Source organism: Pseudomonas mandelii (genome assembly GCF_024138395.1).
GTDB lineage: Bacteria > Pseudomonadota > Gammaproteobacteria > Pseudomonadales > Pseudomonadaceae > Aquipseudomonas > Aquipseudomonas mandelii_E.
In genome coordinates this window covers 496,996-523,707 of the sequence record NZ_JAMYDU010000002.1, presented here as the reverse complement: position 1 = coordinate 523,707, position 26,712 = coordinate 496,996, and the positions used below count along the sequence as shown (strand labels likewise).

At 59.5% G+C, this 26,712-nt stretch carries 27 protein-coding genes; 15 read left to right on the top strand and 12 right to left on the bottom strand.

The genetic code is table 11. From position 1 onward, the window contains the following. Positions 1 to 2: 2 nt before the first annotated feature. The 3 genes from NHU87_RS05785 to NHU87_RS05775 form a co-directional block, all read right to left on the bottom strand. Positions 3 to 797, bottom strand: coding sequence for a thiazole synthase (locus NHU87_RS05785; protein WP_253546450.1), 795 nt, complete (start codon positions 795 to 797; stop codon positions 3 to 5). A gap of 62 nt (positions 798 to 859) precedes the next feature. Then, complete coding sequence (gene thiS, locus NHU87_RS05780; RefSeq protein ID WP_007897898.1) at positions 860 to 1,060, bottom strand: sulfur carrier protein ThiS; 201 nt, start codon at positions 1,058 to 1,060, stop codon at positions 860 to 862. Between the two features lie 173 nt (positions 1,061 to 1,233). Next, the gene (locus NHU87_RS05775; RefSeq protein WP_253546448.1) at positions 1,234 to 1,602 is read right to left on the bottom strand and encodes a DUF423 domain-containing protein; all 369 of its coding nucleotides are present in this window, start codon (positions 1,600 to 1,602) and stop codon (positions 1,234 to 1,236) included. Positions 1,603 to 1,675: 73 nt separating this feature from the next. Here NHU87_RS05775 and mtgA point away from each other — a divergent pair, with 73 nt between their 5' ends. Next, positions 1,676 to 2,398 (top strand): monofunctional biosynthetic peptidoglycan transglycosylase, encoded by a 723-nt coding sequence (gene mtgA / locus NHU87_RS05770; protein WP_253546446.1) that lies wholly within the window; start codon positions 1,676 to 1,678, stop codon positions 2,396 to 2,398. Between the two features lie 181 nt (positions 2,399 to 2,579). Here the strand turns inward: mtgA and rpoH are convergent, their stop codons facing one another. The 4 genes from rpoH to ftsY form a co-directional block, all read right to left on the bottom strand. Next, positions 2,580 to 3,434 (bottom strand): RNA polymerase sigma factor RpoH, encoded by an 855-nt coding sequence (gene rpoH / locus NHU87_RS05765; protein ID WP_007897890.1) that lies wholly within the window; start codon positions 3,432 to 3,434, stop codon positions 2,580 to 2,582. 113 nt (positions 3,435 to 3,547) lie between these two features. Then, positions 3,548 to 4,576, bottom strand: coding sequence for a permease-like cell division protein FtsX (ftsX, locus tag NHU87_RS05760; protein ID WP_253546444.1), 1,029 nt, complete (start codon positions 4,574 to 4,576; stop codon positions 3,548 to 3,550). After that, entirely contained in the window at positions 4,573 to 5,244 is a 672-nt protein-coding gene (ftsE, locus tag NHU87_RS05755) for a cell division ATP-binding protein FtsE (RefSeq protein WP_105340799.1), read from the bottom strand. The genes ftsX and ftsE overlap by 4 nt, the downstream gene beginning before the upstream one ends. Beyond that, positions 5,241 to 6,821, bottom strand: coding sequence for a signal recognition particle-docking protein FtsY (gene ftsY, locus NHU87_RS05750; protein WP_253546442.1), 1,581 nt, complete (start codon positions 6,819 to 6,821; stop codon positions 5,241 to 5,243). Before ftsY ends, ftsE begins: the two co-directional genes overlap by 4 nt. A gap of 344 nt (positions 6,822 to 7,165) precedes the next feature. On the opposite strand from ftsY, the gene NHU87_RS05745 reads away from it, so the two are divergent. The 5 genes from NHU87_RS05745 to NHU87_RS05725 all read left to right on the top strand — a co-directional run bounded on the left by NHU87_RS05745 (position 7,166) and on the right by NHU87_RS05725 (position 12,548). After that, entirely contained in the window at positions 7,166 to 8,521 is a 1,356-nt protein-coding gene (locus NHU87_RS05745) for a M16 family metallopeptidase (RefSeq protein ID WP_253546440.1), read from the top strand. Next, entirely contained in the window at positions 8,514 to 10,004 is a 1,491-nt protein-coding gene (locus NHU87_RS05740) for a M16 family metallopeptidase (RefSeq protein WP_253546438.1), read from the top strand. Before NHU87_RS05745 ends, NHU87_RS05740 begins: the two co-directional genes overlap by 8 nt. Beyond that, a complete protein-coding gene (rsmD, locus tag NHU87_RS05735; RefSeq protein WP_007897880.1) occupies positions 10,004 to 10,621 on the top strand; it encodes a 16S rRNA (guanine(966)-N(2))-methyltransferase RsmD in 618 nt (205 codons plus the stop codon). The genes NHU87_RS05740 and rsmD overlap by 1 nt, the downstream gene beginning before the upstream one ends. Positions 10,622 to 10,694: 73 nt before the next feature. Next, positions 10,695 to 11,705: a hydrolase gene (locus NHU87_RS05730; protein ID WP_253546436.1), complete on the top strand. Its 1,011-nt coding sequence runs from the start codon at positions 10,695 to 10,697 to the stop codon at positions 11,703 to 11,705. A gap of 3 nt (positions 11,706 to 11,708) precedes the next feature. Next, on the top strand, positions 11,709 to 12,548 hold the full coding sequence (locus NHU87_RS05725) for an AraC family transcriptional regulator (RefSeq protein ID WP_253546435.1): 840 nt from the start codon (positions 11,709 to 11,711) through the stop codon (positions 12,546 to 12,548). A 130-nt stretch (positions 12,549 to 12,678) separates the two neighbouring features. Here the strand turns inward: NHU87_RS05725 and NHU87_RS05720 are convergent, their stop codons facing one another. Together NHU87_RS05720 and NHU87_RS05715 are read right to left on the bottom strand one after the other, a co-directional pair. Next, a complete protein-coding gene (locus tag NHU87_RS05720) occupies positions 12,679 to 13,533 on the bottom strand; it encodes a sulfurtransferase (RefSeq protein WP_253546433.1) in 855 nt (284 codons plus the stop codon). A 45-nt stretch (positions 13,534 to 13,578) separates the two neighbouring features. Continuing rightward, complete coding sequence (locus tag NHU87_RS05715) at positions 13,579 to 14,250, bottom strand: TetR/AcrR family transcriptional regulator (protein ID WP_253546431.1); 672 nt, start codon at positions 14,248 to 14,250, stop codon at positions 13,579 to 13,581. A 146-nt stretch (positions 14,251 to 14,396) separates the two neighbouring features. Here NHU87_RS05715 and NHU87_RS05710 point away from each other — a divergent pair, with 146 nt between their 5' ends. From NHU87_RS05710 to NHU87_RS05690, 5 genes are all read left to right on the top strand, one after another. After that, positions 14,397 to 15,827 carry a coniferyl aldehyde dehydrogenase gene (locus NHU87_RS05710; RefSeq protein WP_253546429.1) on the top strand — a complete coding sequence of 477 codons (1,431 nt, stop codon included), beginning with the start codon at positions 14,397 to 14,399 and terminating at the stop codon, positions 15,825 to 15,827. 28 nt (positions 15,828 to 15,855) lie between these two features. Next, positions 15,856 to 16,401 (top strand): twin-arginine translocation pathway signal protein, encoded by a 546-nt coding sequence (locus NHU87_RS05705; RefSeq protein WP_253546427.1) that lies wholly within the window; start codon positions 15,856 to 15,858, stop codon positions 16,399 to 16,401. Between the two features lie 154 nt (positions 16,402 to 16,555). Continuing rightward, positions 16,556 to 18,151: a GMC family oxidoreductase gene (locus NHU87_RS05700; RefSeq protein ID WP_253546425.1), complete on the top strand. Its 1,596-nt coding sequence runs from the start codon at positions 16,556 to 16,558 to the stop codon at positions 18,149 to 18,151. Positions 18,152 to 18,266: 115 nt separating this feature from the next. Next, the gene (gene coaD / locus NHU87_RS05695; RefSeq protein ID WP_007897855.1) at positions 18,267 to 18,746 is read left to right on the top strand and encodes a pantetheine-phosphate adenylyltransferase; all 480 of its coding nucleotides are present in this window, start codon (positions 18,267 to 18,269) and stop codon (positions 18,744 to 18,746) included. Positions 18,747 to 18,909: 163 nt separating this feature from the next. Next, positions 18,910 to 19,161: a YfhL family 4Fe-4S dicluster ferredoxin gene (locus tag NHU87_RS05690; RefSeq protein WP_003195146.1), complete on the top strand. Its 252-nt coding sequence runs from the start codon at positions 18,910 to 18,912 to the stop codon at positions 19,159 to 19,161. 118 nt (positions 19,162 to 19,279) lie between these two features. Here NHU87_RS05690 and NHU87_RS05685 read toward each other — a convergent pair whose 3' ends face one another. Genes NHU87_RS05685 through NHU87_RS05675 form a run of 3 tightly spaced genes read right to left on the bottom strand, consistent with a single transcriptional unit; the run spans position 19,280 to position 21,313 of the window. Beyond that, on the bottom strand, positions 19,280 to 19,603 hold the full coding sequence (locus NHU87_RS05685; protein ID WP_253546423.1) for a multidrug transporter: 324 nt from the start codon (positions 19,601 to 19,603) through the stop codon (positions 19,280 to 19,282). Positions 19,604 to 19,657: 54 nt separating this feature from the next. Further along, positions 19,658 to 20,470, bottom strand: coding sequence for a bifunctional DNA-formamidopyrimidine glycosylase/DNA-(apurinic or apyrimidinic site) lyase (gene mutM, locus NHU87_RS05680; protein WP_253546421.1), 813 nt, complete (start codon positions 20,468 to 20,470; stop codon positions 19,658 to 19,660). A 30-nt stretch (positions 20,471 to 20,500) separates the two neighbouring features. Continuing rightward, positions 20,501 to 21,313, bottom strand: coding sequence for an HDOD domain-containing protein (locus NHU87_RS05675; RefSeq protein WP_253546649.1), 813 nt, complete (start codon positions 21,311 to 21,313; stop codon positions 20,501 to 20,503). Between the two features lie 337 nt (positions 21,314 to 21,650). Between NHU87_RS05675 and NHU87_RS05670 the strand changes: the two genes are divergently transcribed. The 4 genes from NHU87_RS05670 to NHU87_RS05655 all read left to right on the top strand — a co-directional run bounded on the left by NHU87_RS05670 (position 21,651) and on the right by NHU87_RS05655 (position 26,552). Beyond that, the gene (locus tag NHU87_RS05670; RefSeq protein WP_007897847.1) at positions 21,651 to 22,847 is read left to right on the top strand and encodes a class I SAM-dependent rRNA methyltransferase; all 1,197 of its coding nucleotides are present in this window, start codon (positions 21,651 to 21,653) and stop codon (positions 22,845 to 22,847) included. A gap of 438 nt (positions 22,848 to 23,285) precedes the next feature. Then, positions 23,286 to 24,365, top strand: a complete 1,080-nt coding sequence (locus NHU87_RS05665) for a SagB family peptide dehydrogenase (protein WP_253546419.1) — start codon at positions 23,286 to 23,288, stop codon at positions 24,363 to 24,365. Continuing rightward, on the top strand, positions 24,362 to 25,339 hold the full coding sequence (locus tag NHU87_RS05660) for a diiron oxygenase (RefSeq protein WP_253546417.1): 978 nt from the start codon (positions 24,362 to 24,364) through the stop codon (positions 25,337 to 25,339). The genes NHU87_RS05665 and NHU87_RS05660 overlap by 4 nt, the downstream gene beginning before the upstream one ends. Then, a complete protein-coding gene (locus NHU87_RS05655) occupies positions 25,332 to 26,552 on the top strand; it encodes an MFS transporter (protein WP_253546415.1) in 1,221 nt (406 codons plus the stop codon). Before NHU87_RS05660 ends, NHU87_RS05655 begins: the two co-directional genes overlap by 8 nt. The last annotated feature ends 160 nt before the right edge of the window (positions 26,553 to 26,712 follow it).

The following is a 26,712-nucleotide window of genomic DNA, read 5'->3' as shown; positions in this document are numbered from 1 at the left end:
TCTTACTTGATCAGACCATCCAGCGGCGAGGAGGCGCTGGCATAAAGTTTTTTCGGCATGCGGCCGGCGAGGTAGGCCAGACGGCCCGCCACGATGGCGTGTTTCATGGCTTCTGCCATCATGATCGGCTGCTGGGCGTGAGCGATGGCCGAGTTCATCAGCACCGCGTCACAGCCCAGTTCCATGGCGATGGTGGCGTCGGAAGCGGTACCGACACCGGCATCCACCAGCACGGGGATCCTGGCTTCTTCAAGGATGATCTGCAGGTTGTACGGGTTGCAGATCCCCAGGCCCGAACCAATCAAACCGGCCAACGGCATGACCGCGATGCAGCCGATTTCCGCCAGTTGCCGGGCGATGATCGGGTCATCGCTGGTGTAAACCATCACATCAAAACCTTCCTTGACCAGCGTTTCAGCGGCCTTCAGGGTTTCGATCACGTTGGGGAACAGGGTTTTCTGATCGGCCAGCACTTCCAGCTTCACCAGATTGTGGCCATCGAGCAGCTCACGGGCCAGACGGCAGGTGCGCACAGCCTCGATAGCGTCGTAGCAACCGGCGGTGTTCGGCAGGAAGGTGTAGCGATCCGGCGACAGGACATCGAGCAAGTTCGGCTCGCCCTCGATCTGGCCGAGGTTGGTGCGGCGCACAGCGAAAGTGACGATCTCGGCACCCGAGGCTTCGATGGCCAGCCGGGTTTCTTCCATGTCACGGTACTTGCCGGTGCCTACCAGCAAGCGCGACTGGTAAGTACGACCGGCCAGGACGAAAGGCTTGTCGCTACGAACGATGCTCATGGGAAATCCTCTGTAGGGGTGAGGTTCTTGCAGAATATTCTGTGGCCGCTCAGGCCTGGCAGCTAGCCGCCGCCGATGGCGTGTACCACCTCGACGGAATCGCCGTCGTTCAACGTGGTTTCTGCGTGCTGGCTGCGCGGGACGATATCCAGATTGAGCTCGACCGCCACCCGGCGCCCGGTCAGTTCCAGACGGGTCAGCAGGGCCGCAACGGTTTCACCGTCGGGCAGTTCAAGGGATTCGCCGTTCAATTGAATGCGCATACCGAATGCCGCCATCATTTTTTGGGGCTGGCATTCTAGCCCGATCAGTCAGGCCGACCCAAGCCATTCGTCTTGAAACCCGATCCCGTAGGAGCGAGGCTTGCCCGCGAAGGCATGGTGTCAGTCAACGAAGAAGGTGACTGATACGACGCCTTCGCGGGCAAGCCTCGTTCCTACAGCCGCCAGGCGGCAAGCCCCAGGCAAACCCAGCCGATCAGGAATGCCAGGCCACCGAAGGGTGTAACGATCCCGAGCTTGCTGATGCCCGTTATCGTCAGCAGGTACAGGCTGCCGGAAAACAACAGAATGCCAATAGCAAATGATGCGCCGGCCCACGTAATCAGTCGACCGGGAATTTGCGTGGCGAGCAGCGCTACGCCCAGCAACGCCAGGGTGTGCACCAGTTGATAGGTGACGCCCGTATGGAAAATCGCCAGGTACTCGGCGCTCAGGCGGCTTTTCAGGCCATGGGCGGCGAATGCGCCCAAGGCAACACCGGTGAAGCCGAAAAAAGCAGCCAGCATCAGGAAGCCACGCAACATGAGAACTCCAGTCAGACTCGATCAACAGGGTCTGTATAATGGCCGGCTCAACGGGTTCGGCCAAGCCATCTCTATGCTGCAGTTAATTTTCCGTCGTTTCACGAAGGCCCTGCTCTGGTTCGCGGGCGGCAGCGTATTGCTGGTGTTGCTGTTTCGGGTGGTGCCGCCACCGGGAACGGCGCTGATGGTGGAGCGCAAGATCGAATCCTGGTTCGATGGCGAGCCCATCGATCTGCAACGCACCTGGAAACCCTGGGATGAAATCTCCGACGACCTGAAAGTCGCGGTGATTGCCGGTGAGGATCAGAAGTTTCCCGAGCATTGGGGCTTTGATATCGGCGCGATTCAGGCGGCATTTGCGCATAACGAACGCGGCGGCTCGATTCGTGGCGCCAGCACCCTGAGCCAGCAAGTGTCGAAGAACCTGTTTCTGTGGTCTGGCCGCAGCTGGTTGCGCAAAGGCCTGGAAGCCTGGTTTACCGGGCTGATCGAGGTGTTGTGGCCCAAGCAACGGATTCTTGAGGTGTACCTCAACAGCGTCGAGTGGGATGAAGGCGTGTTTGGCGCCGAAGCGGCGGCTCGGCATCACTTTGGTGTGGGCGCTCGTTCGCTGTCCCGGCAGCAGGCGAGTCTGCTGGCCGCGGTACTGCCGAACCCGCGGGTGTGGAGCGCCAGCCATCCAACCAGTTATGTCGCACGGCGGGCGGGCTGGATTCGGCAGCAGATGAGTCAGTTGGGTGGGGATAGTTATCTGCTCAGCCTCAACGATTCGCGCCGGGCGCCATGGGCCCAATGACTCGACGCCCTCTTGTAGGAGCGAGGCTTGCCCGCGAAGGCGGTGTGTCAGTCGACATCATTTCTGAATGACACACCGCCTTCGCGGGCAAGCCTCGCTCCTACAAGAGGTCGGTATAAGCGGGCACAAACAAAAACGCCCCGATCAATGATCGGGGCGTTTTTTATTGCCTTCGTGCGGGTTACGCCGCGATCGACAACTTGAGCTTGTTCATCGCGCTCTTCTCGAGCTGACGAATACGCTCGGCCGACACGTTGTACTTCTGCGCCAGGTCGTGCAGCGTGGCTTTTTCTTCTGCCAGCCAACGCTGGTAGAGGATGTCGCGGCTGCGGTCGTCCAGCACTTCAAGCGCTTCGTGCAGGTTGTGGTTGGAGTTGTCGCTCCAATCGGCATCTTCCAGTTGACGGGCCGGGTCGTACCGGTGGTCTTCCAGATAGTTGGCCGGCGACTGGAATGCACTGTCGTCGTCCGCTTCCGCGGCCGGGTCGAAAGCCATGTCATGGCCGGTCAGGCGACTTTCCATCTCGCGCACTTCCCGCGGCTCTACGCCCAGGCTTTCCGCCACGCGATGGACTTCCTCGTTGTTCAGCCAGGCCAGACGTTTCTTCTGGCTGCGCAGGTTGAAGAACAGCTTGCGCTGAGCCTTGGTGGTCGCGACTTTCACGATCCGCCAGTTGCGCAGGATGAACTCGTGGATTTCCGCCTTGATCCAGTGCACTGCAAAGGACACCAGACGTACACCCATTTCCGGGTTGAAACGCTTGACCGCTTTCATCAGGCCGACGTTGCCTTCCTGGATCAGGTCAGCCTGGGCCAGGCCGTAGCCGGAATAGCTACGGGCAATGTGTACGACAAAACGCAGGTGGGCGAGCACCATCTGCCGAGCCGCCCCCAAATCCTGCTCATAATAGAGACTCTCGGCCAGTTCACGCTCCTGCTCCGGCGTCAGCAATGGAATGCTGTTCACCGTGTGCACATAGGCCTCCAGGTTCGCACCCGGGACCAGAGCATATGCAGGTTGCAAAGAATTGGTCATACGAAAAAACCTCCGACTTACATAACTCGTGCAGTTCAGCACTGCGAAAATTGACCGGAAACCAAAAGACAAGTTCCCATAAACGCTGAAAGGTCAATACGAGCAAAATGATATTACTTTGGCGCAAGCTCCCGCAGGTGGCGTGCGACTGCAATCCATGCACCGATATACCCCAACAGCACCGCGCCAAGCAAGAGCGATAGACCGTCGGCAACTGGCACTCCGGCCAGCGCAAAATCACTGCCGTACAAACCGGCCAGCCCAACTACCGCGTCGTTCAACCAGTTCAGGCCGAACGCCAATACGCCCCAGGAAAGAATCCCCGCACCGAAGCCATAAAGCGCGCCCATATACAGAAAAGGCCTGCGCACATAGCTGTCAGTGCCGCCGACGAGTTTAATCACTTCTATCTCTGTGCGGCGGTTTTCAATATGAAGACGAATGGTATTGCCTATCACCAAAAGTAATGCAGAAACCAAAAGCACGGTCAGACCGAAGACAAATCGGTCGCCCAGCTTGAGGATGGCTGCCAGACGCTCGACCCAGACTAGATCAAGTTGCGCCTGTTGTACCTTCGGCAATTCGGAAAGTTTTTGTCTCAATGCTTCAAGCGCGGGCTTGTCGACCTCTTTCGGGGTCACCAGGACCACGCCCGGCAGCGGGTTTTCCGGGAGTTCCTTGAGCGCTTCGCCCAGGCCGGACTGCTGCTGAAATTCTTCCAGCGCCTGATCGCGACCCACGTATTCGGCGTCGGCCACGCCCGGCATGCCTTTGATCTGCTCACGCAACGACTCGCCCTGTGCAGGGCTGGCATCGAGTTGCAGGTACAGGGAAATCTGCGCCGCACGCTGCCAGGAACCGCCGAGACGCTCGACGTTACTTAGTAAAAGTGACAGACCCATCGGCAAGCTCAGGGCAACCGCCATCACCATGCAGGTGAAAAAGCTGCCGATCGGGTGCTTACCCAAGCGACGCAAGCTGTCCAGCAAACTCGCGCGATGGCTTTCGGCCCAGGCGCGGCACAGCGTGGCGAAATCCGGGCCATCGTCATCGTCGCGCTTTTTCTTCTGCGGCTGCGGTTGCGGATCAGCAGCCTTCGGGGCCACGCGCTCGGAAACCTTGGGGCTACGTGTCGCACTCATACACCAGCCTCCCCGTCGCCGATCAATCGGCCACGCTGCAGGGTCAGCATGCGATGACGCATGCGGGCAATCAGAGCCAGGTCGTGACTGGCGATCAGCACGCTGGTGCCCAGACGGTTGATGTCTTCGAACACGCCCATGATTTCTGCCGCCAGCCGCGGGTCGAGGTTACCGGTGGGTTCGTCCGCCAGCAGCAAGGCCGGACGGTGAACAATGGCGCGGGCAATGCCGACGCGTTGTTGCTGACCGGTGGACAGGTCGCCGGGATAGAGATCGGTTTTGTCCGAGAGCGCCACGCGCTCCAGAGCCGAGTCCACGCGCTTGGCGACTTCGGCTTTGGACAGGCCCAGGATCTGCAATGGCAACGCGACGTTGTTGAACACCGTGCGATCGAACAGCAACTGGTGGTTCTGAAACACCACGCCGATCTGCCGGCGCAGGAACGGAATCTGCGCATTGCTGATTGTGCCCAGGTCTTGCCCTGCCAGCAGCAATTTGCCGGTGGTCGGACGCTCCATCGCCAGCAACAGCCGCAACAAGGTGCTTTTACCGGCGCCGGAATGGCCGGTGACAAACAAGAATTCGCCCCGACGGACTCGAAAGCTCAGCTCATGCAAGCCGACGTGACCATTCGGGTAGCGCTTACCGACCTGTTCGAAACGAATCATGAACGCTCCCGCTCGGCAAACAATGCCTGGACAAAGGGTTCTGCTTCAAAAGTACGCAAATCATCAATGCCTTCACCGACGCCGATATAGCGAATCGGCAGGCCAAACTGCTTGGCCAGGGCGAAAATCACTCCGCCCTTGGCGGTGCCGTCGAGTTTAGTCAGCGCCAGGCCGGTCAGTTCGACGGTCTGGTTGAATTGTTTGGCCTGGTTGATGGCGTTCTGGCCGGTACCAGCGTCGAGCACCAACAGCACCTCGTGCGGCGCATCGGCGTCGAGCTTGCCGATCACCCGGCGAACCTTTTTCAGCTCTTCCATCAGGTTGTCTTTAGTGTGCAAACGACCGGCGGTGTCGGCGATCAGCACGTCAATGCCACGGGCCTTGGCGGCCTGTACGGCATCGAAGATGACCGAAGCCGAGTCGGCACCGGTGTGCTGGGCGATGACCGGAATCTTGTTGCGCTCACCCCAGACCTGCAATTGCTCGACCGCTGCGGCGCGGAAGGTGTCGCCAGCGGCGAGCATGACTTTCTTGCCTTCCAGTTGCAGCTTCTTCGCCAGTTTGCCGATGGTGGTGGTCTTGCCGGCGCCGTTGACGCCTACCACCAGAATCACGAACGGTTTGTTCTGCGAGGTGATTTTCAGCGGCTGCTCGACGGGCTTAAGCATGGCGGCCAGTTCGGCTTGCAGGGATTTGTACAGCGCATCGGCATCGGCCAGTTCTTTGCGGGCAACTTTCTGAGTCAGGCGCTGAATGATCACCGAGGTCGCTTCGACGCCGACATCGGCGGTCAGCAGACGGGTTTCGATGTCTTCGAGCAACTCGTCATCGATGATTTTCTTGCCGAGAAACAGGCTGGCCATGCCCTCGCCAATGCTGGCACTGGTCTTGGACAGGCCTTGCTTGAGACGGGCGAAGAAACCGGCTTTGGATTCTTCGGTACGCACAGGCTCGACCGGAGTTTCGACGGGAGCAACGGGCGTGGCGACAACAGGAACGATAACCGGTGCAGGTGCAGGTGCAGGTGCAGGTGCAGGTGCAGGCTCTGGCGCTTGAACAATCGGAGCAACCGGAGCAGGAGCAATAAATGTCGGCACTACAGGTTCTGGAGCAACCGGCGCAGGCTCGGCCACGAACACAGGTTCAACGACCGGCTCAACCACTGGCGCCTGAACCGGCTCAGGAACAAATGCAGTCGGGACCGGAATCGGCGGCGTGAAGTGCGCTGCTTGCTCATCTTCGACCAATGCCACCGGCTCTTCCGCCACCGGCAACGTCAGCCATGGCTGGGCGGCTGGTGTCAGCGGCAGCGGGGCCACGGCTACGGGTTCAGGTTCAGGTTCAGGTTCAGGTTCAGGAGCAGGAGCAGGCTCGGCCACGGATTGCAGCACCGGCTCGGCGATCGGCAGGGCAATCGGCGCGGGCACTTCTTCCAGGACCGGCGCCGCCGTTGGCTCAGGAAGTGGTTGTGGCTGTTCGACAACGGGTTCCTGCGGCTTTTTGCGCAGCCATCCGAACAGGCTTTTCTTCTCGCCAGCCGCAGCTGGGGTCTTCTTGTCGTCGTTGGAACCAAACATGGAGGACGGCTATCTCACGGTAGCGACGCGCCAAAGGGCGCCTCGGCAATAAATAATTCGATGCGGAACAGACTGCGATTCATCCAGCTTGTTCATGCGCAACATTTTGTCGAGGTACCAACGGCACCTCAAAGGTTGATTAATACGAAGGACTGGAACGCCATCGTCGGCGAAAACGCAGAGTTTAGCCGACAAATTCAAAGCCCAAGCCGCAAACCCAAACAACCTATTGACCGATCAAAGGCCTGATAGGCGTGGCCGCCAGTAAAACGGATCAGTATCCTAGCACCCTCTCGCCCGCCGACGCTAAGACCAAGCGGGCAGCCCAACAGGTTTAAAAACGAATGAATGCTCTAGCCCGCCGCGCTGCAGGCCTGCTGTTCAGCACAGTTTGTCTGCCACTTTCAGCCTTGGCTGCCGATCCACAACCCACCCACGAATTCACCCTCGACAATGGCCTGAAGGTCGTTGTGCGCGAAGACCATCGTGCGCCGGTCGTCGTTTCCCAGGTCTGGTACAAGGTCGGCTCAAGCTATGAGACACCGGGCCAGACCGGGCTGTCCCATGCGCTGGAACACATGATGTTCAAGGGCAGCGAGAAGGTCGGCCCCGGCGAAGCGTCGCTGATCCTGCGCGACCTCGGCGCCGAAGAAAACGCCTTCACCAGCGACGACTTCACCGCGTATTACCAAGTGCTGGCCCGTGACCGTCTGGGCGTGGCCTTCGAGCTGGAAGCCGACCGCATGGCCAACCTGCGCTTGCCGGCCGAAGATTTCACCCGCGAGATCGAGGTGATCAAGGAAGAACGTCGCCTGCGCACCGATGACAAGCCGATGTCCAAGGCCTACGAACGCTTCATGGCCATGGCCTACCCCGCCAGCGGTTATCACACGCCGACCATCGGCTGGATGGCGGACCTCGACCGCATGAAGATCGAAGAACTGCGCCACTGGTATCAATCCTGGTATGTGCCGAATAACGCTACGCTGGTAGTGGTCGGTGACGTGACACCGGATGAAGTCAAAACCCTGGCCCAGCGTTACTTCGGCCCGATCGCCAAGCGCGACGTGCCATCAGCGAAAATCCCGCTGGAACTGGCCGAGCCCGGCGAGCGGAAGATCACCCTGCATGTGCAGACCCAATTGCCGAGCCTGATGCTGGCCTTCAACGTGCCGAGCATCGCCACCGCCGAAGACAAGCGTTTGGTGAACGCTCTGCGCCTGATCTCTGCGCTGCTCGACGGCGGCTACAGCGGTCGTATCCCGACGCAACTGGAACGCGGCGAAGAGTTGGTGTCCGGCGGTTCGTCTAGCTACGACGCCTATACCCGTGGCGACAGCCTGTTCACTTTGTCGGCCACGCCGAACACCCAGAAGAAGAAAACCATGGCCCAGGCGGAAGCTGGCCTTTGGAAACTGCTTGAACAGCTGAAAACCACGGCGCCGTCCACTGAAGAACTGGAGCGCGTGCGGGCTCAGGTCATTGCCGGCCTGGTCTACGAGCGTGATTCGATCACCAGCCAGGCCACCGCCATCGGCCAACTGGAAACCGTCGGCTTGTCCTGGAAACTGATGGACACCGAACTCGCCGATCTGGAAAGCGTGACCCCGCAAGACATCCAGAAAGCCGCCAAGCTGTATTTCACCCGCGCACGTCTCAGCGTCGCCCATGTACTGCCAGAGGAGACGACTCATGAGTGAGCGTAAAAAACCGCGCCTGGCCCTGATCGGCCTGTTCGTCATTGCACTGATTGGGTCTGCCGCCTTCTATTTCTCCAAGTCTGACGAAACCAGCGCCAGCGAAGCCCTCGACAAAGCCAAGTCCAGCCAGAAGCTGCAATCGTTGGCAGAACTCGACGGCAAGGCCCCAAGCCATCGCTCGCTGAACGTGCAAACCTGGAACACCGCCGATGGCGCCAAAGTGCTGTTCGTCGAAGCCCGTGAGCTGCCGATGTTCGACATGCGCCTGATCTTCGCCGCCGGCAGCAGCCAGGACGGCGATGCAGCCGGCCTGGCATTGTTGACCAACGCCATGCTCAATGAAGGTGTGGCCGGCAAAGATGTCAGCGCCATCGCCCAAGGCTTCGAAGGCCTGGGGGCCGACTTCGGTAACGGCGCCTATAAAGACATGGCGATTGCATCGCTGCGCAGTCTCAGTGCCGCGGACAAACGCGAGCCTGCATTGAAGCTGTTCGCTGAAGTCGTCGGCAAACCGACCTTCCCCGCCGACTCGTTTGCCCGCATCAAGAACCAGATGCTGGCCGGTTTCGAATACCAGAAACAGAACCCCGGCAAACTCGCCGGCCTGGAGCTGATGAACCGCTTGTATGGCGATCACCCGTACGCGCATTCCAGCGATGGCACGGCGAAAAGCATTCCACCGATCACTCTGGCGCAGTTGCAGGCCTTCCATCAGAAAGCCTACGCCGCCGGCAATGTGGTGATTGCGCTGGTGGGCGATTTGTCCCGCGCCGAGGCCGAGGCCGTTGCCGCACAAGTATCCGCCGATCTGCCCAAAGGGCCGGCCCTGGCGAAAATCGAACAACCGACCGACCCCAAGCCCAGCATCGGCCACATCGAGTTTCCGTCCAAGCAGACCAACCTGATGATCGCGCAACTGGGCATCGACCGTGACGATCCGGATTACGCGGCGTTGTCGCTGGGCAATCAGATCCTGGGTGGCGGAGGCTTCGGCACCCGGTTGATGAGCGAAGTGCGCGAGAAGCGCGGCCTGGCCTATGGCGTGTATTCGGGTTTCAGCCCGATGCAGGTTCGCGGCCCGTTCATGATCAACCTGCAAACCCGCGCGGAGATGAGCGAAGGCACGCTGAAACTGGTGCAGGACGTGCTCGCAGATTACCTTAAAACCGGCCCCACCGAAAAAGAACTCGACGATGCCAAACGCGAACTGGCCGGCAGCTTCCCGCTGTCCACCGCCAGTAACGCCGACATCGTCGGGCAGCTCGGCGCCATGGGTTTTTACAACTTGCCGCTGACCTACCTGGAAGACTTCATGCAGCAGTCCCAGAGCCTGACCGTCGAGCAAGTCAAAGCCGCATTGAACAAACACCTGAGCACGGAAAAACTGGTCATCGTCAGCGCTGGCCCGACCGTGCCACAAAAGCCGTTGCCGGCCCCCACAGACAAACCTGCCGAGCAACCGCTCGGGGTTCCGGAGCATTAATGGCCCGTCCATCGCGTCCTAAAAAACCTGTTCACAACGTGCATAACGGTGTGAATCAACTGCGCATCATCGGCGGTGAATGGGGCAGCCGAAAGCTGAGCTTCCCGGATGCACCGGGCCTGCGACCGACCCCGGACCGGGTGCGTGAAACCCTGTTCAACTGGCTCGCGCCTTATGTCGCCGGGGCCAAGGTACTCGACCCATTTGCCGGTAGCGGCGCATTGTTTCTCGAGGCTTTGTCCCGCGGCGCGGCAATGGGGCAGGCGCTGGATGCCAGCAACATCGCGGTAGCCAGCATCAAGGAACATTTGGGCACCCTGCGCTGCACCACCGGCCAAGTACAGACTGCCGACGCCTTGCGCTATCTCGAAACCCAACCGGCCACGGCGTTTGATCTGGTGTTTCTGGACCCGCCGTTCAATCAGAATCTGTTGCCTGCCGTTTGCACTTTGCTCGAAGAGCGTCAGTGGCTGAGTGACGATGCGTGGGTCTACACTGAAAGCGAAACGGCACCGTCGATATTGGGTTTGCCAGAAAATTGGCGCCTGCATCGGGAGCAAAAATCAGGACGGGTGTACTACGCGTTGTGGCAACGTATGGCAGGGATCGCCGGTTAGTCCGGCCTGAAAAAACGGTGCGAAGCTCAGTCAGCTAACGCTGCGGGTAAGCACCGCTGCATCGAGAGCAATCGTGTCCCATCTGCCAGAACGTTTCACCCCTGCCTTCACGCCCGCCTATGGCTTGGGCAACCCGCACTTACAAACCCTATGGGGACCGCTATGGCGCAAAACCACGCATATCGACCGCGAGCGCGAACGCTTGTGGCTCGAAGACGGCGACTTCCTTGACCTGGACTGGCACGGTCCCCACAGCGCAAATGCACCGTTGGTGCTGGTGTTGCACGGCCTGACCGGCTCATCGAATTCGCCTTATGTGGCCGGCGTACAGAAGGCGCTGGGCGCCCAGGGTTGGGCCAGCGTCGCGCTGAACTGGCGAGGCTGTTCCGGCGAGCCTAATCTGTTGCCGCGCAGCTACCATTCCGGCGCCAGTGAAGACCTGGCGGAAACCATCAAACACCTGCGGACCCAACGGCCCCTCGCACCGCTGTATGCGGTCGGTTATTCCATGGGCGGTAACGTATTGCTCAAGCATCTGGGCGAAACGGGCAGCAACAGCGGTGTACTAGGCGCCGTGGCAGTGTCGGTGCCGTTTCGCCTCGATCACTGCGCTGATCGAATCGGCCAGGGTTTTTCCAAATTCTATCAAGCGCATTTCATGCGAGAGATGGTCGCCTACATCAAGAACAAGCAGCGCAAGTTCCAGCATGACGGACATGAGGATGGCCTGGCGGCATTGGCGGCGTTGGGCTCACTGGAGAATATGCGCACCTTCTGGGATTTCGATGGCCGGGTCACCGCCCCGCTGAATGGTTTCGCCGATGCCGCGGATTACTATCGCCGCGCGTCGAGTCGTTATTTCCTTGGAGAGATTCGCACACCGACCCTGATCATCCAGGCGGCCGATGACCCGTTTGTGTTTCCTCATAGCCTGCCGCAAGCCGACGAATTGTCTGCCTGCACGCAATTCGAGTTGCAGGCCAAGGGTGGGCATGTCGGCTTCGTCGAGGGCTCGTTCCGGCAACCGGGTTACTACCTGGAACGGCGCATTCCCCAATGGCTCGCCACCACAGGGCGCAAGTAAACCATGGGTTCGGATCAGGGCGAGTCGATTCACTTCTGGCAAACGGAGCCGTTGGCCGGGGTCGAGTTATTGTCCGCTCGCTACATCGAACAGCGCTTTGCCCCCCATGTGCACGACGGCTATGTGATCGGCATGATCATGGCCGGCGCCCAGCGCTATCGCTATCGAGGTGCCGAGCATCTGGCAGGCAGCGGCACGCTGGTGCTGATCAACCCGGACGAACTGCACACCGGCCACAAAGGTACTGAAGATGGTTGGTTGTACCGGGCGTTTTATCCCGACAGCGGGCAAATTCTCTCGCTGCTGGACGAGCTCGAACTGCCGGCCGATACCCTGCCGGCGTTTGGCGCCACGTTGTATCGCGATCCGGATCTGGTGAAGGGGTTCTGCCAACTGCATTGTTTGCTGGAGAGTCCGTCCACGGCACTGCAGCAGCAAACGGTCTGGCGGGAAATGATGCTGTCGCTGCTGCAACGTCACGCAGCCGTCCCAGCCGCCAGCAGACCCGGCAAGGAACACCGGGCGGTGACCCTGGCCAAGGAACTGCTGCAATCCCGATTGGCGGCGCCGCCTTCGCTGGAAGAACTGGCGGCGACGGTGAACCTGTCGCCCTTTCACTTCGCCCGGGTATTCCGCAGAGCCACCGGCATGCCGCCACACACCTGGTTGATGCAGCAACGTATCGCCCGGGCACGGTCGCTGTTACAGCGCGGCTGCCTGCCGCTGGAAGTCGCGACGCAACTGGGTTTTGCCGACCAGAGCCATCTGAGTCGGCAATTCAAGCAGGTTTACGGCGTAGGACCGGGGGCGTATCGCAGTGCGCGGCAGTTGCTTGAGGCTTAATGGGACTCACAAACACCAATAACCCCTGTGGGAGCGAGCTTGCTCGCGATGGCGGCGGGACAGTCACCATCGTCGTTGAATGTTATGCCCCCATCGCGAGCAAGCTCGCTCCCACAGGGGGTTGTGGTGATCACTCGCCCTTGGCGACGCCTCGCGCGGGATCATTGATCCACTCGCTCCACGACCCGGCATACAACGCTCCCAACGGATAACCCGCCAGGCACAGGGCGAACAGGTTGTGGCAGGCCGTCACGCCGGAACCGCAATACGCGACCAACTCCGTCGGCGAACGATCACCGAGCTTCGCGGCAAACCGCTGCTTGAGTTGTTCGGCCGGCAGGAACCGCCCGTCGCTGCCCAGGTTATCGGTGAACGCGGCACATTGTGCGCCGGGGATGTGCCCGGCAATCGGGTCGATCGGCTCTACTTCACCCTTGAAGCGCGGCAAGCCGCGGGCGTCGAGCAAGGTCAACGCAGGCTGGCCGAGACGTTGCTGGAGTTGTTCGGCGCTGAGCACCAACGAAGCATCCGGCGTCCCGGTGAAGGTGCCGCGGGTGATCGACGGCGCATCAAGACTCAGGGGCAATCCGGCAGCGTGCCAGGCTTTCAGCCCGCCATCGAGAATGAACACGCCATGGCGCTTGCCCAGCCACGCCAGCAACCACCAGGCCCGCGCCGCGTAGGCACCGGGACCGTCATCGTACAAAACCACTTCGCTGTCGGCGTTGATACCCCAGGCTTGAAAGCGTTCGATCAAATCGGCGGGTTCAGGCAATGGATGACGCCCGGTAACACCCTTGACCACTGCACCGCTCAAATCACGCTCCAGATCAGCAAAGCTCGACCCGGCAATATGCCCTTCGGCGTAGCTGCGCTGACCGTAATCAGGGTCTTCGAGGGCAAAACGACAATCCAGAATCACCAGCCCCGGCATATCCTTTTTCAAGTCCAACGCTTGCGGGCTGATCAGTTGCGCAATGGGCATAACGGGCTCCTGTGATGTTGTCTGTCTGGAATCCTGCTGCACTCTTTATCCCACTTCTTCCAGCGCCCGGGCCAGGGGCACATAAAACTCTTCGAACAGCGCATTCACTGCCTCGCGAGCTTGATCGGTGACGAACCCGGCCTCCAGCACCAGCACCTGATACACGCCCCGTTTGATCGCCTGTTCGCTCAGATGATTGGAATTTTCCCGCGTGGTGCACAGAAAACGCACCCACGAGGTGAGGATGATCCAGGCATTGAGGGTCAGGGATTCGATCTGAACCTTATCCATGCACAGAATGCCGGCCTCGACGAAGCCCGCGTAGATGTGGGTGCCCTGGATCAGGCAGCGCTGGGAAAAGCGCCGGTAGCGGGCGGCCAGCTCGGGATCGCTGTCGAGCAAATGCTCGAGGTCGCGATGCAGGAAGCGGTATTGCCACATGGCGGCGAGCAGCTCCTTGAGGTAGAAGCGCTTGTCTTCGACCGTCGCGGCGCGCCCCTGGGGCGGGCGCAGGAAGCTGTCCACGAGGTTTTCGTACTCACTGAACAACACGGCGATGATCGCCTGCTTGTTGGGGAAGTGGTAGTACAGGTTGCCCGGGGAAATCTCCATGTGGGCAGCAATGTGGTTGGTGCTGATACTGCGCTCGCCCTGTTGATTGAACAGCTCCAGGCTGTTCTGCACGATGCGCTCGCTGGTTTTGATCCGAGGGGCCATGGCTTGAGCTTTAATTCAGAGTGCGATGAGGGGCATCTTACGACCTATCCGCATGTGGTTAAAACAAAGCCGTACCAAAGTGCTATTTGACTTTCTAGAGCATAGACTCTAAAAAGTCCCTCATTCCAATAAATCCGGTGCCGATCATGCCTGCTGATATTGCCTACCTGAAGAACCTGCAGCAGCCCCTGGACGAACTCCAAACCCTGTTCGACGATCAGCGCGCGGCGTATGCAGCCAACCCGATGCCACCCGTGGCTCAGCGCCAGCAATGGCTAAAGGCGCTGCGCGACTTGTTGAACAATGAGCGCCAGGCCCTGATCGACGCCATCAGCCAGGACTTCAGCCACCGCAGCGCCGATGAAACCCTGATCGCCGAACTGATGCCCAGCCTGCACGGCATTCACTACGCCAGCCGGCACCTCAAAGGCTGGATGAAAGCCTCGCGACGCAAAGTCGGCCTCGCTTTTCAACCAGCGTCGGCCAAAGTGGTTTATCAGCCGTTGGGCGTGGTCGGAGTGATCGTGCCGTGGAACTACCCGCTTTACCTGGCCATCGGGCCGCTGGTGGGGGCGTTGTCGGCGGGCAACCGGGTGATGCTCAAACTCAGCGAATCGACCCCCGCCACCGGTTTGCTGCTCAAGGAATTGCTGGGCAGGGTTTTTCCCCAGGACCTGGTCTGCGTGGTGCTGGGTGAAGCCGATATCGGTGTGGCGTTCTCGCGGCTGCGTTTCGATCATTTGCTATTCACCGGCGCCACCAGTATCGGTAAACATGTGATGCGCGCGGCGGCCGAGAACCTGACCCCGGTGACCCTCGAACTGGGCGGCAAGTCCCCGGCCATCGTTTCCCGCGATGTGCCGCTCAAGGACGCCGCCGAACGCATCGCTTTCGGCAAGACCCTCAACGCCGGCCAAACCTGTGTCGCCCCGGACTACGTGCTGGTGCCGGAAGACCGCGTCGGCTCTTTCGTCGAAGCCTATCGTCAGGCGGTTCGCGGGTTTTATCCGACCCTGGCCGACAACCCGGACTACACCGCGATCATCAACGACCGACAGTTGGCGCGGCTCAACGGCTACCTCAGCGACGCAACCAGCAAGGGCGCGCTGCTGATTCCGCTGTTCGATCAGGGCCAGGGCCGGCGCATGAGTCATAGCCTGCTGCTCAACGTCAGCGACGACATGACGGTGATGCAGGACGAAATCTTCGGCCCATTGCTGCCAATCGTGCCGTACAAGGATCTCGACGAAGCGTTTACCTACATCAACCAACGCCCTCGTCCGCTGGCGCTGTATTACTTCGGCTACGACAAGCGTGAGCAAAACCGCGTCCTCCACGAAACCCATTCGGGCGGCGTTTGCCTCAATGACACCTTGCTTCACGTTGCTCAGGACGACATGCCGTTCGGCGGCATCGGTGCCTCGGGCATGGGTCACTACCACGGCCACGAAGGTTTCCTGACCTTCAGCAAGGCCAAAGGCGTGCTGATCAAACAGCGTTTCAATGCGGCGAAGCTGATCTATCCGCCGTACGGTAAATCCATTCAGAAACTGATCCAGAAGCTGTTTATCCGCTAAACATCCTCACCGCCGGGTAATAACAATAATGAGCCCAAGCTTGTCCGATACACCCGCGCTGTCACGGCGTGGCCTGCTTAAATTCAGCCTCGGCGCCAGCGCTTTTCTGGCCACCGCCGGATTAGGCGCGAGCCTCAGTGGCTGCTCGTCGAGTACTCCGGCCAGCGGTTTCGCGATTCTGCGCAGCGGCGACCTGCTGTTTCTGCGAGCAGTGATCCCGGTGATGCTCGACGGCGCCGTGGCCGTCGAAAAAATGCCGACCGCTGTCGCCGAGACCTTGCACTGCCTGGATAACGGCCTGAATCACCTGTCGCCGGAAATGCTCAAACTGACTCGGCAATTGTTCGATGTGTTGGGGATGAGCATTACCCGCGGCCCACTGACCGGCATCTGGGGTAGCTGGGAAAACGCCAGTGCCGGCGAGATCCGCCACTTTCTCGACCGTTGGGAAAACAGCTCGTTGAGCCTGCTGCGCATGGGCCATAGCTCGTTGCTGCAAATGGTGATGATGGCGTGGTACAGCCGGGCGCAATCTTGGGTGCATTGCGGGTATCCGGGGCCGCCAATGGTTTGAGACCGAGTCGACCCTATCGCGGGCAAGCCACGCTCCCACAGGTTTGAGGTAGCTCACCTTTTTGTGAACGCCTCAAACCCTGTAGGAGCGAGGCTTGCCCGCGAAGACGTCAGCCGCATCACCACAGAATCCAAAATAATAAGAGAACCCGAACATGCCCGTACCCGATCCGTTCCGCGAAGGCCTGGCCCGTGGCTGGAAAACCTACAACGGCGCCCGACTGACCCAGGACCTGACCCTCGAAGCGGATGTGGCGATCATCGGCAGCGGTGCCGGCGGCGGGACCACCGCCGAAATCCTCAGCGCCGCCGGCTACAAAGTGTTGCTGATCGAAGAAGGTCCGCTCAAGACCAGCAGCGACTTCAAGATGCTCGAAGACCAAGCCTACACCAGCCTCTATCAGGAAGGCATCGGACGCATGAGCAAGGACGGCGCGATCACCATCCTTCAGGGTCGGGCGGTGGGCGGTACTACGCTGATCAACTGGACCTCAAGCTTTCGCACCCCGGATCCGACCCTCGACCATTGGGCCAAAGAGCACAATGTCAAAAGCCACACGCCGGCCGAGATGGCGCCCTGGTTCGAGAAAATGGAACAACGCCTGGGTGTCGCGCCGTGGATCGTGCCGCCCAACGCCAACAACGATGTCATCCGCAAAGGCTGCGAAAAACTCGGCTACGCCTGGCATGTGATTCCGCGCAACGTGCGCGGCTGCTGGAACATCGGCTACTGCGGCATGGGTTGCCCGACCAACGCCAAGCAGTCGATGCTGGTCACGACCATCCCGGCAACTCTGGAAAACGGTGGCGAGCTGCTCTATCTGGCCCGCGCCGAAAAGCTGTCGATCAACGACGGCAGGGTTACGGGGCTGCACTGTATGGCGATGGATGAGCGTTGCGTTGCGCCCACCGGACGCACGATTACGGTCAAGGCGCGGCATTACGTGTTGGCCGGCGGCGGGATCAACAGCCCGGCGCTGCTGCTGCGCTCCGAGGCACCGGATCCTCACGAGCGACTGGGTAAACGGACCTTCCTGCACTTGGTAAACATGTCCGCCGGACTGTTTGATGAGGTGATCAACCCGTTCTATGGCGCGCCGCAGTCGATCTATTCCGACCATTTCCAGTGGCAGGATGGCACCACCGGCAAGATGTCTTACAAACTGGAGGTTCCACCGCTGCACCCCGCGCTGGCCAGTACCCTGCTCGGCGGCTTCGGCACGGAAAGCGCCCGGCATATGGAAAACCTGCCGCACACCCATGCCATGCTGGCGTTGCTGCGGGATGGTTTTCACCCGGACAGCCCTGGCGGCAGCGTCGAATTGCGCGGTGACGGCACACCGGTGCTCGACTATCAGGTTTCACCCTACGCCTGGGACGGGTTGCGCCGGGCTTTCTACAGCATGGCCGAGATTCAGTTCGCCGGTGGCGCCAACGCCGTGATGCCGATGCACGCCGACGCGCGCTACGTGAAAACCCTTGCCCAAGCACGCACGCTGATTGATGGCCTGAGCCTTGAGTTGTACCGCACGCGCCTTGGCAGTGCTCATGTGATGGGCGGTTGTGCCATGGGTGAAGACCCGAGAAACGCGGTGACCGACAGCCTCGGCCGACATCACCAACTCACCAATCTGTCGATTCATGACGGCTCGCTTTTCCCCACCAGCATTGGCGCAAACCCACAATTGTCGGTCTACGGACTGACGGCACAATTGGCCACTTCGCTGGCTGAACGTTTGAAAAACCCATGAAAACGCGGAATATTCCTATCGTCTATAGTGCTTTCTTACCTAACAGGCGACTTGGCCGACCGGGAAGGCTGCGATACCATCCGACTCCCCAACGGACTCCCGCCAGGACGACGCGATGAACCGAGTGTTGTACCCAGGTACCTTCGACCCTATTACCAAGGGCCATGGCGATCTGGTCGAACGCGCCTCGCGCCTGTTCGATCATGTGATCATCGCCGTCGCTGCCAGCCCGAAAAAAAACCCGCTGTTTCCCCTGGAACAACGTGTGGAGCTGGCCCGCGAGGTCACCAAACATTTGCCGAACGTTGAAGTCGTCGGTTTTTCGACGTTGCTCGCGCATTTCGCCAAAGAGAAGAATGCCAACGTATTCCTGCGTGGTTTGCGCGCGGTATCGGACTTCGAATACGAATTCCAGCTGGCCAACATGAACCGCCAACTGGCGCCGGATGTGGAAAGCCTGTTTCTTACCCCGTCCGAGCGTTATTCGTTCATTTCCTCGACGCTGGTTCGTGAAATCGCAGCCTTGGGCGGCGATATCACCAAGTTCGTCCACCCGGCGGTGGCTGACGCCCTTACCCTGCGCTTCAAGAAGTAGAAGCTGCCGCAGGTTCGGGTCGCGTTCGGACGATATTTTGGGGTTACCGCAGTCTGCGATCTGCTGCACTTGATCGCGCCCGCGTGCACTGCGGGCGCCAATGCGGCACAATTGTGCGCATTGATTTATTGCGCCCGGGCCTGCCGCCCCGGCTGGAGTTAGCATGTCCCTGATCATCACCGACGATTGCATCAACTGCGACGTCTGCGAACCCGAGTGCCCGAACGCCGCCATCTCCCAGGGCGAAGAGATCTACGTGATCGACCCGAACCTGTGCACACAATGTGTCGGCCACTACGACGAACCACAGTGCCAGCAGGTCTGCCCGGTGGATTGCATCCCGCTGGACGAGGCTCATCCGGAGACTGAAGAACAGTTGATGGAGAAGTACCGCAAGATTACCGGTAAGGCTTGAGTCATTTGGCGCCTGTCAGGGCGCCTTCGCGGGCAAGCCTCGCTCCTACAGAGTTCCGTCGTTCATGAATTTCGGGGGAACCTGTAGGAGCGAGGCTTGCCCGCGAAGCTTTTAGAGCTCACTCCCGCCGCTCAAACCCCTCCCCTATACACCCCAGACACCGCACAAATGCGGCTTTCGCCGGATCGACCACCAACGCTTGCCCCGCATCGCCAATGCCGCCACCCAGCGCGGTAAACGGCAACGACAGCACAAACGCCCCGGCACCGATCACCGTCGCCGCCACCAGCAACGGTCGGGCAATCAGCAAATCGCCAAGCATGGCGTAGGCTGGTGGATTCTGGATGGTGTAACGAGGATCGCCGCTGCCGTTCTCAGCCGCCAGCGCGGACGCACCGACGCTCAGCAGCAGTGCGACGACAAGGGTTCGAAACAGATTCATGGCACGGTCCTTCGGCTAGGCAGTGAGAACACTGACTATAGACCGTAGCCGATATCAGCTCTGACAGCGCGGGCAAAAGACGCTGGCGCGCTGCCCAAGCTTGACCTCCCGCAGCTCTGTGCCACAGATCTTGCAGTGCTCACCGCCACGGCCGTACACAAACAGTTCCTGCTGAAAGTAGCCCGGCTGACCGTCGCCACCGATAAAGTCCCGCAAGGTGGTGCCGCCACGTTCGATAGCGTGGGCAAGAATGCGCTTGATCTCGATCCCCAACTTCAAATAGCGCGCCCGGGAAATGCTCTTGGCTTCACGGCGCGGGTCGATGCCGGCCGCAAATAGCGCTTCAGTCGCATAGATATTGCCGACGCCGACCACCACCGCGTTGTCCATGATAAACGGCTTGACCGCCATGGAACGCCCGCGCGATTGCTGGAACAGCCGCTCGCCGTCAAACAGATCCGTCAACGGCTCCGGCCCGAGGCGAATCAGCAGTTCATGATTGAGTGGGTCCAGGCTCCAGAGCATCGCCCCGAACCGTCGCGGGTCGGTGTAACGCAGGGCCAGGCCCGATTCCAGTTCAATGTCCACATGCTCATGCTTGGCCGCCGGCATGCCGACTTCCACTAGCCGCAGATTTCCCGACATCCCCAAATGACTGATCAGCGTGCCGACTTCGGCATTGATCAACAGGTACTTGGCGCGCCGCTCCACCAGCACGATGCGCTGCCCGGACAGTCGCACATCCAGGTCTTCGGGGATCGGCCAGCGCAGACGGCGCTCACGCACGATCACCCGGCTGACGCGCTGGCCTTCCAGGTGCGGTGCAATCCCGCGGCGGGTGGTTTCGACTTCCGGCAGTTCAGGCATGGGGTTCTCGAATCAGGCGAGGTTCGACACTCAACGAGTGGCGAGGTCGCGAATCTCTTGTTTCTGGGTTTCGAAATCGTATTCCGATAGACCGATGTAATCGAGCACAAGTGGCCCGACACTGTTCCATTCATGGTCTTCGGACTGGTTGCCCAGCACCCGGAAAGAGGCGCAAATGTGCTCGGCCATCTTCAGGATCGCCAGCAAGTTTTTCAGCGGCGTGTTGCGCGACGATTCATCGCTGAAAATAGCCAGGGCGTTGTGGTGGTTGGCAATGGCCTGAGTGACGTGTTCCGGCAAGCGCCAGGATTTGGCGGTGTAATACCCGACCACGGCATGGTTGGTGTTGTATTGCCTGTTCTCGGTATCCACCACGCGGCATTCGGCGCTGGCGTTGCCATAGGCCTGTTCCAGCACTTTCATATAGTCGGGGAATTTCTTGATCATCAACGGAATGCCGCAATCGTGGAACAGACCCAGCGCATAAGCTTCATCACCCGCCTGGACACCGACACGCTTGGCCAGGGTCAGGCACGTCATCGCCACGTCCTGCGCCGTGTCCCAGAAACGGTTGAGGGTGACGATGGCATCGTCGTTCAGCTCGCCCTTGATCGACTGCGCATTGATCAGGTTGATGATCGAGCGGCTGCCCAACAGGTTCACTGCCCGCTGGATCGCGGTGATCTTGTTGCTCAAACCGTAGTACGGCGAGTTGACGATTTTCAGCAAGGCGCCGGAAAGGCCTGGGTCCTGAGAGATCAATTTCGCGATCACCTCCAGGTCCGGGTCGGGCATGTATTGCTCCATCTGCAGATCCACCATGATCTGCGGCTGGGGCGGCACGCTGATGCCTTGCAGGGACTGTTGAATCTGTTCGGTCGTCATCTCTTGGGACATAAGTACGCACTCCGGGTCAGGCGGGGATTCTAACCCTTAAAAAGATGGATCCGACAGTCAGTCCAGCGCAATCCATGTGGGAGCGGGCTTGCTCGCGAAGGCGGGGTGCCAGTCGACATTAATGCTACCTGGCACCCCGCCTTCGCGAGCAAGCCGGATCGCCGCACCGCCGCTCCCACAGGTTCACACCTTAACTGACAGAACTCATCCGCGTTTCATCGACCACCAAACCCGCCACTCCCTCAACACGCTATACTCCCGCTCTTTTTTCCGGAGCGACGTCATGTCCCTGCCTAGCCTGCGCCTCAAAGCCAACGCCGACCGTCGCCTGCGGAACGGTCACCTTTGGGTCTACAGCAACGAAATCGATGTAGCCGCTACGCCTTTGCACGGTTTCAAGGCCGGCGACCAGGCGATCCTCGAAGCCGCCAGCGGCAAGCCGCTGGGCATCGTTGCCATGAGCCCGAACAACCTGATCTGCGCCCGCTTGCTGTCGCGCGACATCAAGTTGCCGCTGGACAAGTCGCTGCTCGTACATCGGCTGAACGTTGCCCTGTCCCTGCGCGATCGCCTGTTCGACAAGCCGTTCTATCGCCTGGTCTACGGCGACTCCGACCTGCTGCCAGGCCTGGTGGTCGACCGTTTCGGCGACATCCTGGTAGTCCAGATCGCCTCGGCAACCATGGAAGCTCACAAAGATGACGTGATCGCGGCACTGACCCAAGTGCTCAAGCCAAGCGGCATTCTGTTCAAGAATGACTCCGCCGCCCGTGATGCCGAAGGCCTCAACCGCTACGTCGAAACCGTATTCGGCCTGGTGCCGGAATGGGTCGCTCTGGAAGAGAACGGCGTGAAATTCGAAGCGCCAGTCATCCAGGGGCAGAAAACCGGCTGGTTCTACGACCACCGCATGAACCGTGCGCGCCTGGCACCTTACGCCAAAGGCAAACGCGTACTGGACTTGTACAGCTACATCGGCGGCTGGGGCGTTCAAGCGGCTGCCTTCGGCGCCAGTGAAGTGTTCTGCGTCGATGCTTCGGCCTTCGCCCTCGACGGCGTCGAGCGCAACGCCGCACTGAACGGCGTCGCCGAAAAAATGACCTGCATCGAAGGCGACGTATTCGAAGCCCTGAAGGAACTGAAAGCCAGCGAAGAGCGTTTCGACGTCATCGTGGCCGACCCTCCTGCCTTCATCAAACGCAAGAAAGACATGAAAAACGGTGAAGGCGCTTACCGTCGCCTGAACGAGCAAGCCATGCGCCTGCTTAGCAAGGACGGCATCCTGGTCAGCGCTTCGTGCTCGATGCACCTGCCGGAAGACGATCTGCAGAACATTCTGCTTACCAGCGCCCGTCACCTTGACCGCAACATCCAGATGCTGGAGCGCGGCGGTCAGGGCCCGGATCATCCGGTACACCCGGCCATTGCCGAGACCCGCTACATCAAGAGCATCACCTGCCGTCTGCTGCCAAACAGCTGAGTACGCTGGTTCGACGGGGAGCCAACCGGCTCTTCGTCAGCCGTTTTTAACGCCACAATACCCACTCCTCAGCCTCTGCTTCTTACACTTGCGGTCCTACTGACTTGCAGGACGTTTCCCTGCATCTTCTATTTAAAAGAATATAACTTACAAACTTGCTCCTACCGCCAGATCGCTCCGACAAAATTACTAGAATATTCCTACTTAATATCCCCTTGATAAGGGCTCATTAGCGCCTATGATTGAGTTGTCACCGCGAAGTGACACTCACTATCAATGACAAGGAGTCAAAAACATGAAAGCAATTACTCTGGAAACAAACAAAATCGCTAACCTGGCTTTTCTGGTTGCGCCAAAAACCCGTTAAGTAAATGAAACGCTGGGGAGTGCCGGCTACCCAGCGTTTTCTATAGCTATGTCCAGAGCGAACCGTCCATCATGCAGATAAATCCATACGTGTTCATACTTCCTCGTACGCCCGACCTGATAGTCTGGGATTACAAGAACCACAAACAATTTGAACTTAACCTGGAATATTCAACCCGGCTTGCACAACTTATCCACAACCCCGAATCGTATAACGATAGCAATATAGTCGACACTCAACTTCTGAACTCCGGAATACTCACCACATCAATACAAGACAGTATTGAATGGGGCTGGGATGAATTGTCGAAAATATTCCATATCGGCACCAAGAACATTCCCTGCGAACATATCCCTCAGAATACTCATGAATGGTCGAGACACTATCTTGACCATTGCGCCGAAGTACTGGAAGCACCCGCGCCGGACGCCAGGCTCACAGAACGACAGGCACGCGAGCTGATTGCCCTGCCAAAACCTTCCTGCCTGCCGGAGGGTTCTCTTGCCAACGTCCTGATCGGCCGAAAAACCTGCCGCACTTTCACGGATGAAGCGGTCTCGCTGGCAGATGTCGGCACACTGCTTTACCTGTCCCTGGGCTACTTGCATGAGCGCGAAAATGACGTCGACGAAACCATTGTCGAAGGGCTCGGTGCCCGACGCAGCAGCCCGTCCGGTGGTGGGCTGAATGCCTGCGAAGGCTTTCTTCATGTACAAAACGTCAGCGGCCTGCAACCCGGGCTCTACGCCTACCATCCCACCGACCATGCCCTGAGCTTCGTCAATCCGGCGCCTGACTCGCCTTTGGGGCAGCTGCTGTGTGGGCAACATTTCATCAATAACCTGCCCGTGGGCCTGTTCATTACCGCTCGCTTCGACAAATTGTGGTGGAAATATGAACACTCGCGAGCCTACCGAATGGCTTACGTCGAGGCTGGCCATATTTCCCAGACCTTTCAACTCGTAGCCACTGCACTGGCGCTGAACACGTGGCTGACCGGAGCCCTGACGGACGATCAGGTCGAAACATTGCTGGGGCTCGAGAACAACGCAGAACAACCCTTGTTTTTTGTCGGCTGCGGCCACAGCGACGGACAAGTGATGTGCAAGGAATTGAAGGATCTGCTGAGCAGTCGGGAGCCGCAACAATGACCGCCCCCGTTATTGCTCCGTCAGACCAACCCGTTTCCTGGGCGCTGCGTTTCACCCTCGGCGACTGGAATAGCCGCGCGTCGGTGCGAACCAGCGAGCATGACTATCTATTACCGTCAGACCTGGAACAACAACTGGAAACACGTCACTGGTTTCCCCCAGGCTTCCTGGCTTACCTGAATCACCCGGCTATCAAAGCGCTGGGCCCAACCGTCATCCATCGGCTGTCGGCCAATCATCTGGTGTACTTCCTCGACTACACCACCGTGCTCGAACACCGCATCGTCAACCGATCCGTGGAAACCATCATCCACGGTGAACTGAAGGTCCACATTCCCCCACAGATGAAGACCGCCGCGCTTCAGCTTTATACCGATGAGGGTTATCACGCCCTGTTCTCCAATAGCCTTGCCGAGCAGATTGCCGGGGTCTACGGGATCAACCTGCGCCCGGTCGTGCCACACCGAATCACGCGATTGAACACCCTGCTCGATCGCACACCGGACAAACACCGGGCGCTGGCCTGGTTTCTCGTCGGGTTCGTGTCGGAGACGATCATTGCCAAGGAACTGCTCGACGTCTGCCGTGACGATCTGGTGTCCAGCGTCCAGGCCATGCTCAGGGAGCATCTCGCGGACGAGGCGCGCCACAGTCGCTATTTCTCTGAAGTGTTCCATTACCTGTGGCTGACGCTGAACAGCCGTCAACGCGCGTTCGCCGCCAGGCTGCTGCTGGACAGCATCCGGATTTTCTTCGAGGTCGATGAGCGATGGCTGCGGGAAAGCCTGCGCAGCGCGGGTGTCGATGAGATCGCCGTCACGGAGATTCTCGGCGAATTGACCCGCCTCCAAGCCACCCTTCGACGTGCGCGATCCGGTGCAGGCGCGACGCTTCAGGCTTTGAAAAAAGCCGGTTTCTTCGCCTTGCCCTACAACCAGCAACTGTTCATGAAGGCAGGACTTATCGATGGATGAAGGACGATCTGAGCCAACCGTCAAACAACGTCGGGGGGCGGTCAGCCTGTTGTTGGCGATGGTGTTGCTTGGCGTGTTCCCGCTGGACGTCCTGCTCCCGTCGTTCCCTGCGCTCGCCGAACACTTTCGAAGCACGCCGGCCGACATTGCGCTGTCGATCAGTCTGTTTGCCGTCGGCATAGCGGCCTCTCAACTGCTGATCGGGCCGCTGTCGGATGTGATCGGGCGTAAAGGACTGTTACTCGCCGGGATAGCCGTTTCGATGCTCGGTGCAGTGGGCTGCATTCTGACTACGGACTATGTCCACTTCCTGCTGTTCCGTGTCATCCAGGCGCTCGGCTGTGGGTGTTTCGTGCTGTCACAGGCTTTGGTTCAGGATCTGTTCAAGGGTGAGGAACGTGACCGATTACGGATCCTGATGGTCACCGCCACCGGCATTTTCATCTCGGTCTCACCGTTGGCCGGTACGTTCCTGCAAGCCACCCTGGATTGGCAGGGCAGCTTCTGGGTGTTTATCGCACTGGCTGGAACAGTGCTGCTCAAAGCCTGTTTTTTTCTCGAAAACACTCGACCGGCAGCAACTGGAGCGCGATCCAATATCTTCCAGCCCTACCGCCGGGTCTTGTGCCATTTCGACTTCCTGTCCTATTGGCTGATTTCAGCCTTCGCTTTCGCCTGCCATTTTTCTTTCATCGTGATTTCGCCGCTGATTTTCATGGATCAACTCCAGCTATCGACTTATGACTTCTCGTTGATCCTGCTGGTGTATGGCGGTGCCTACATCGTCGGCGGCAGTGTTGCGATGCTGTTGGGCAAACGCATCAGCACCGGCCATCAAATTATCAGCGGGCTGAGCCTGATCCTGCTGTCCGGCCTGATCATGCTTTACTTCTCAAACCACTTTAAGCTGTCACCGATTACCGTACTGGTGCCGATGCTCATCTGTACTGCCGGCACTACCATCGCCCGACCAGCCGCCACCTCCAAAGCCATGAGCCTGTTCCCTGAAAATGCGGGGACCTCGGCATCCGCCGGCAGCACGGTGATTTTCATCTGCGGCGGGTTGATCAGTGCGCTGATCAGCTTGAGCCCGGCCACCCTGCAATCCACCCTTGGATACAGCTTCATCATTTTGAGCAGCGTGGCGCTGGTGCTCAACAGTCGTATCAATCGCCGAGCCAAAAGCCCAACAACCAGCCCAGGCGTCGAATAACCCCGCCGATCGTCACCCCATACACCCCATCAGCGCCGGATCAACATTTTCCGGCATTCCCTCCTGACGCCAGCGGTGTAGAATCGCGAGATTCATCGCCAGTCATCCCCCGGCGGGTTTATGAGCTCAAGCTGAAGCGCGCGGCGATCCCGCAAAGTTA

Bases quoted from the DNA above. Each gene is read 5' to 3' on its own strand.
- ftsY (WP_253546442.1), bottom strand. From the start codon at position 6,821: ATGTTTGGTTCCAACGACGACAAGAAGACCCCAGCTGCGGCTGGCGAG.
- NHU87_RS05785 (WP_253546450.1), bottom strand. From the start codon at position 797: ATGAGCATCGTTCGTAGCGACAAGCCTTTCGTCCTGGCCGGTCGTACT.
- NHU87_RS05660 (WP_253546417.1), top strand. From the start codon at position 24,362: ATGACCGCCCCCGTTATTGCTCCGTCAGACCAACCCGTTTCCTGGGCG.
- NHU87_RS05700 (WP_253546425.1), top strand. From the start codon at position 16,556: ATGCCCGTACCCGATCCGTTCCGCGAAGGCCTGGCCCGTGGCTGGAAA.
- NHU87_RS05715 (WP_253546431.1), bottom strand. From the start codon at position 14,250: ATGGCCCCTCGGATCAAAACCAGCGAGCGCATCGTGCAGAACAGCCTG.
- rpoH (WP_007897890.1), bottom strand. From the start codon at position 3,434: ATGACCAATTCTTTGCAACCTGCATATGCTCTGGTCCCGGGTGCGAAC.
- ftsE (WP_105340799.1), bottom strand. From the start codon at position 5,244: ATGATTCGTTTCGAACAGGTCGGTAAGCGCTACCCGAATGGTCACGTC.
- NHU87_RS05670 (WP_007897847.1), top strand. From the start codon at position 21,651: ATGTCCCTGCCTAGCCTGCGCCTCAAAGCCAACGCCGACCGTCGCCTG.
- NHU87_RS05745 (WP_253546440.1), top strand. From the start codon at position 7,166: ATGAATGCTCTAGCCCGCCGCGCTGCAGGCCTGCTGTTCAGCACAGTT.
- NHU87_RS05665 (WP_253546419.1), top strand. From the start codon at position 23,286: ATGCAGATAAATCCATACGTGTTCATACTTCCTCGTACGCCCGACCTG.
- NHU87_RS05690 (WP_003195146.1), top strand. From the start codon at position 18,910: ATGTCCCTGATCATCACCGACGATTGCATCAACTGCGACGTCTGCGAA.
- NHU87_RS05710 (WP_253546429.1), top strand. From the start codon at position 14,397: ATGCCTGCTGATATTGCCTACCTGAAGAACCTGCAGCAGCCCCTGGAC.
- NHU87_RS05740 (WP_253546438.1), top strand. From the start codon at position 8,514: ATGAGTGAGCGTAAAAAACCGCGCCTGGCCCTGATCGGCCTGTTCGTC.
- NHU87_RS05685 (WP_253546423.1), bottom strand. From the start codon at position 19,603: ATGAATCTGTTTCGAACCCTTGTCGTCGCACTGCTGCTGAGCGTCGGT.
- mutM (WP_253546421.1), bottom strand. From the start codon at position 20,470: ATGCCTGAACTGCCGGAAGTCGAAACCACCCGCCGCGGGATTGCACCG.
- NHU87_RS05720 (WP_253546433.1), bottom strand. From the start codon at position 13,533: ATGCCCATTGCGCAACTGATCAGCCCGCAAGCGTTGGACTTGAAAAAG.
- rsmD (WP_007897880.1), top strand. From the start codon at position 10,004: ATGGCCCGTCCATCGCGTCCTAAAAAACCTGTTCACAACGTGCATAAC.
- NHU87_RS05725 (WP_253546435.1), top strand. From the start codon at position 11,709: ATGGGTTCGGATCAGGGCGAGTCGATTCACTTCTGGCAAACGGAGCCG.
- NHU87_RS05655 (WP_253546415.1), top strand. From the start codon at position 25,332: ATGGATGAAGGACGATCTGAGCCAACCGTCAAACAACGTCGGGGGGCG.
- coaD (WP_007897855.1), top strand. From the start codon at position 18,267: ATGAACCGAGTGTTGTACCCAGGTACCTTCGACCCTATTACCAAGGGC.
- NHU87_RS05775 (WP_253546448.1), bottom strand. From the start codon at position 1,602: ATGTTGCGTGGCTTCCTGATGCTGGCTGCTTTTTTCGGCTTCACCGGT.
- mtgA (WP_253546446.1), top strand. From the start codon at position 1,676: ATGCTGCAGTTAATTTTCCGTCGTTTCACGAAGGCCCTGCTCTGGTTC.
- NHU87_RS05705 (WP_253546427.1), top strand. From the start codon at position 15,856: ATGAGCCCAAGCTTGTCCGATACACCCGCGCTGTCACGGCGTGGCCTG.
- thiS (WP_007897898.1), bottom strand. From the start codon at position 1,060: ATGCGCATTCAATTGAACGGCGAATCCCTTGAACTGCCCGACGGTGAA.
- ftsX (WP_253546444.1), bottom strand. From the start codon at position 4,576: ATGAGTGCGACACGTAGCCCCAAGGTTTCCGAGCGCGTGGCCCCGAAG.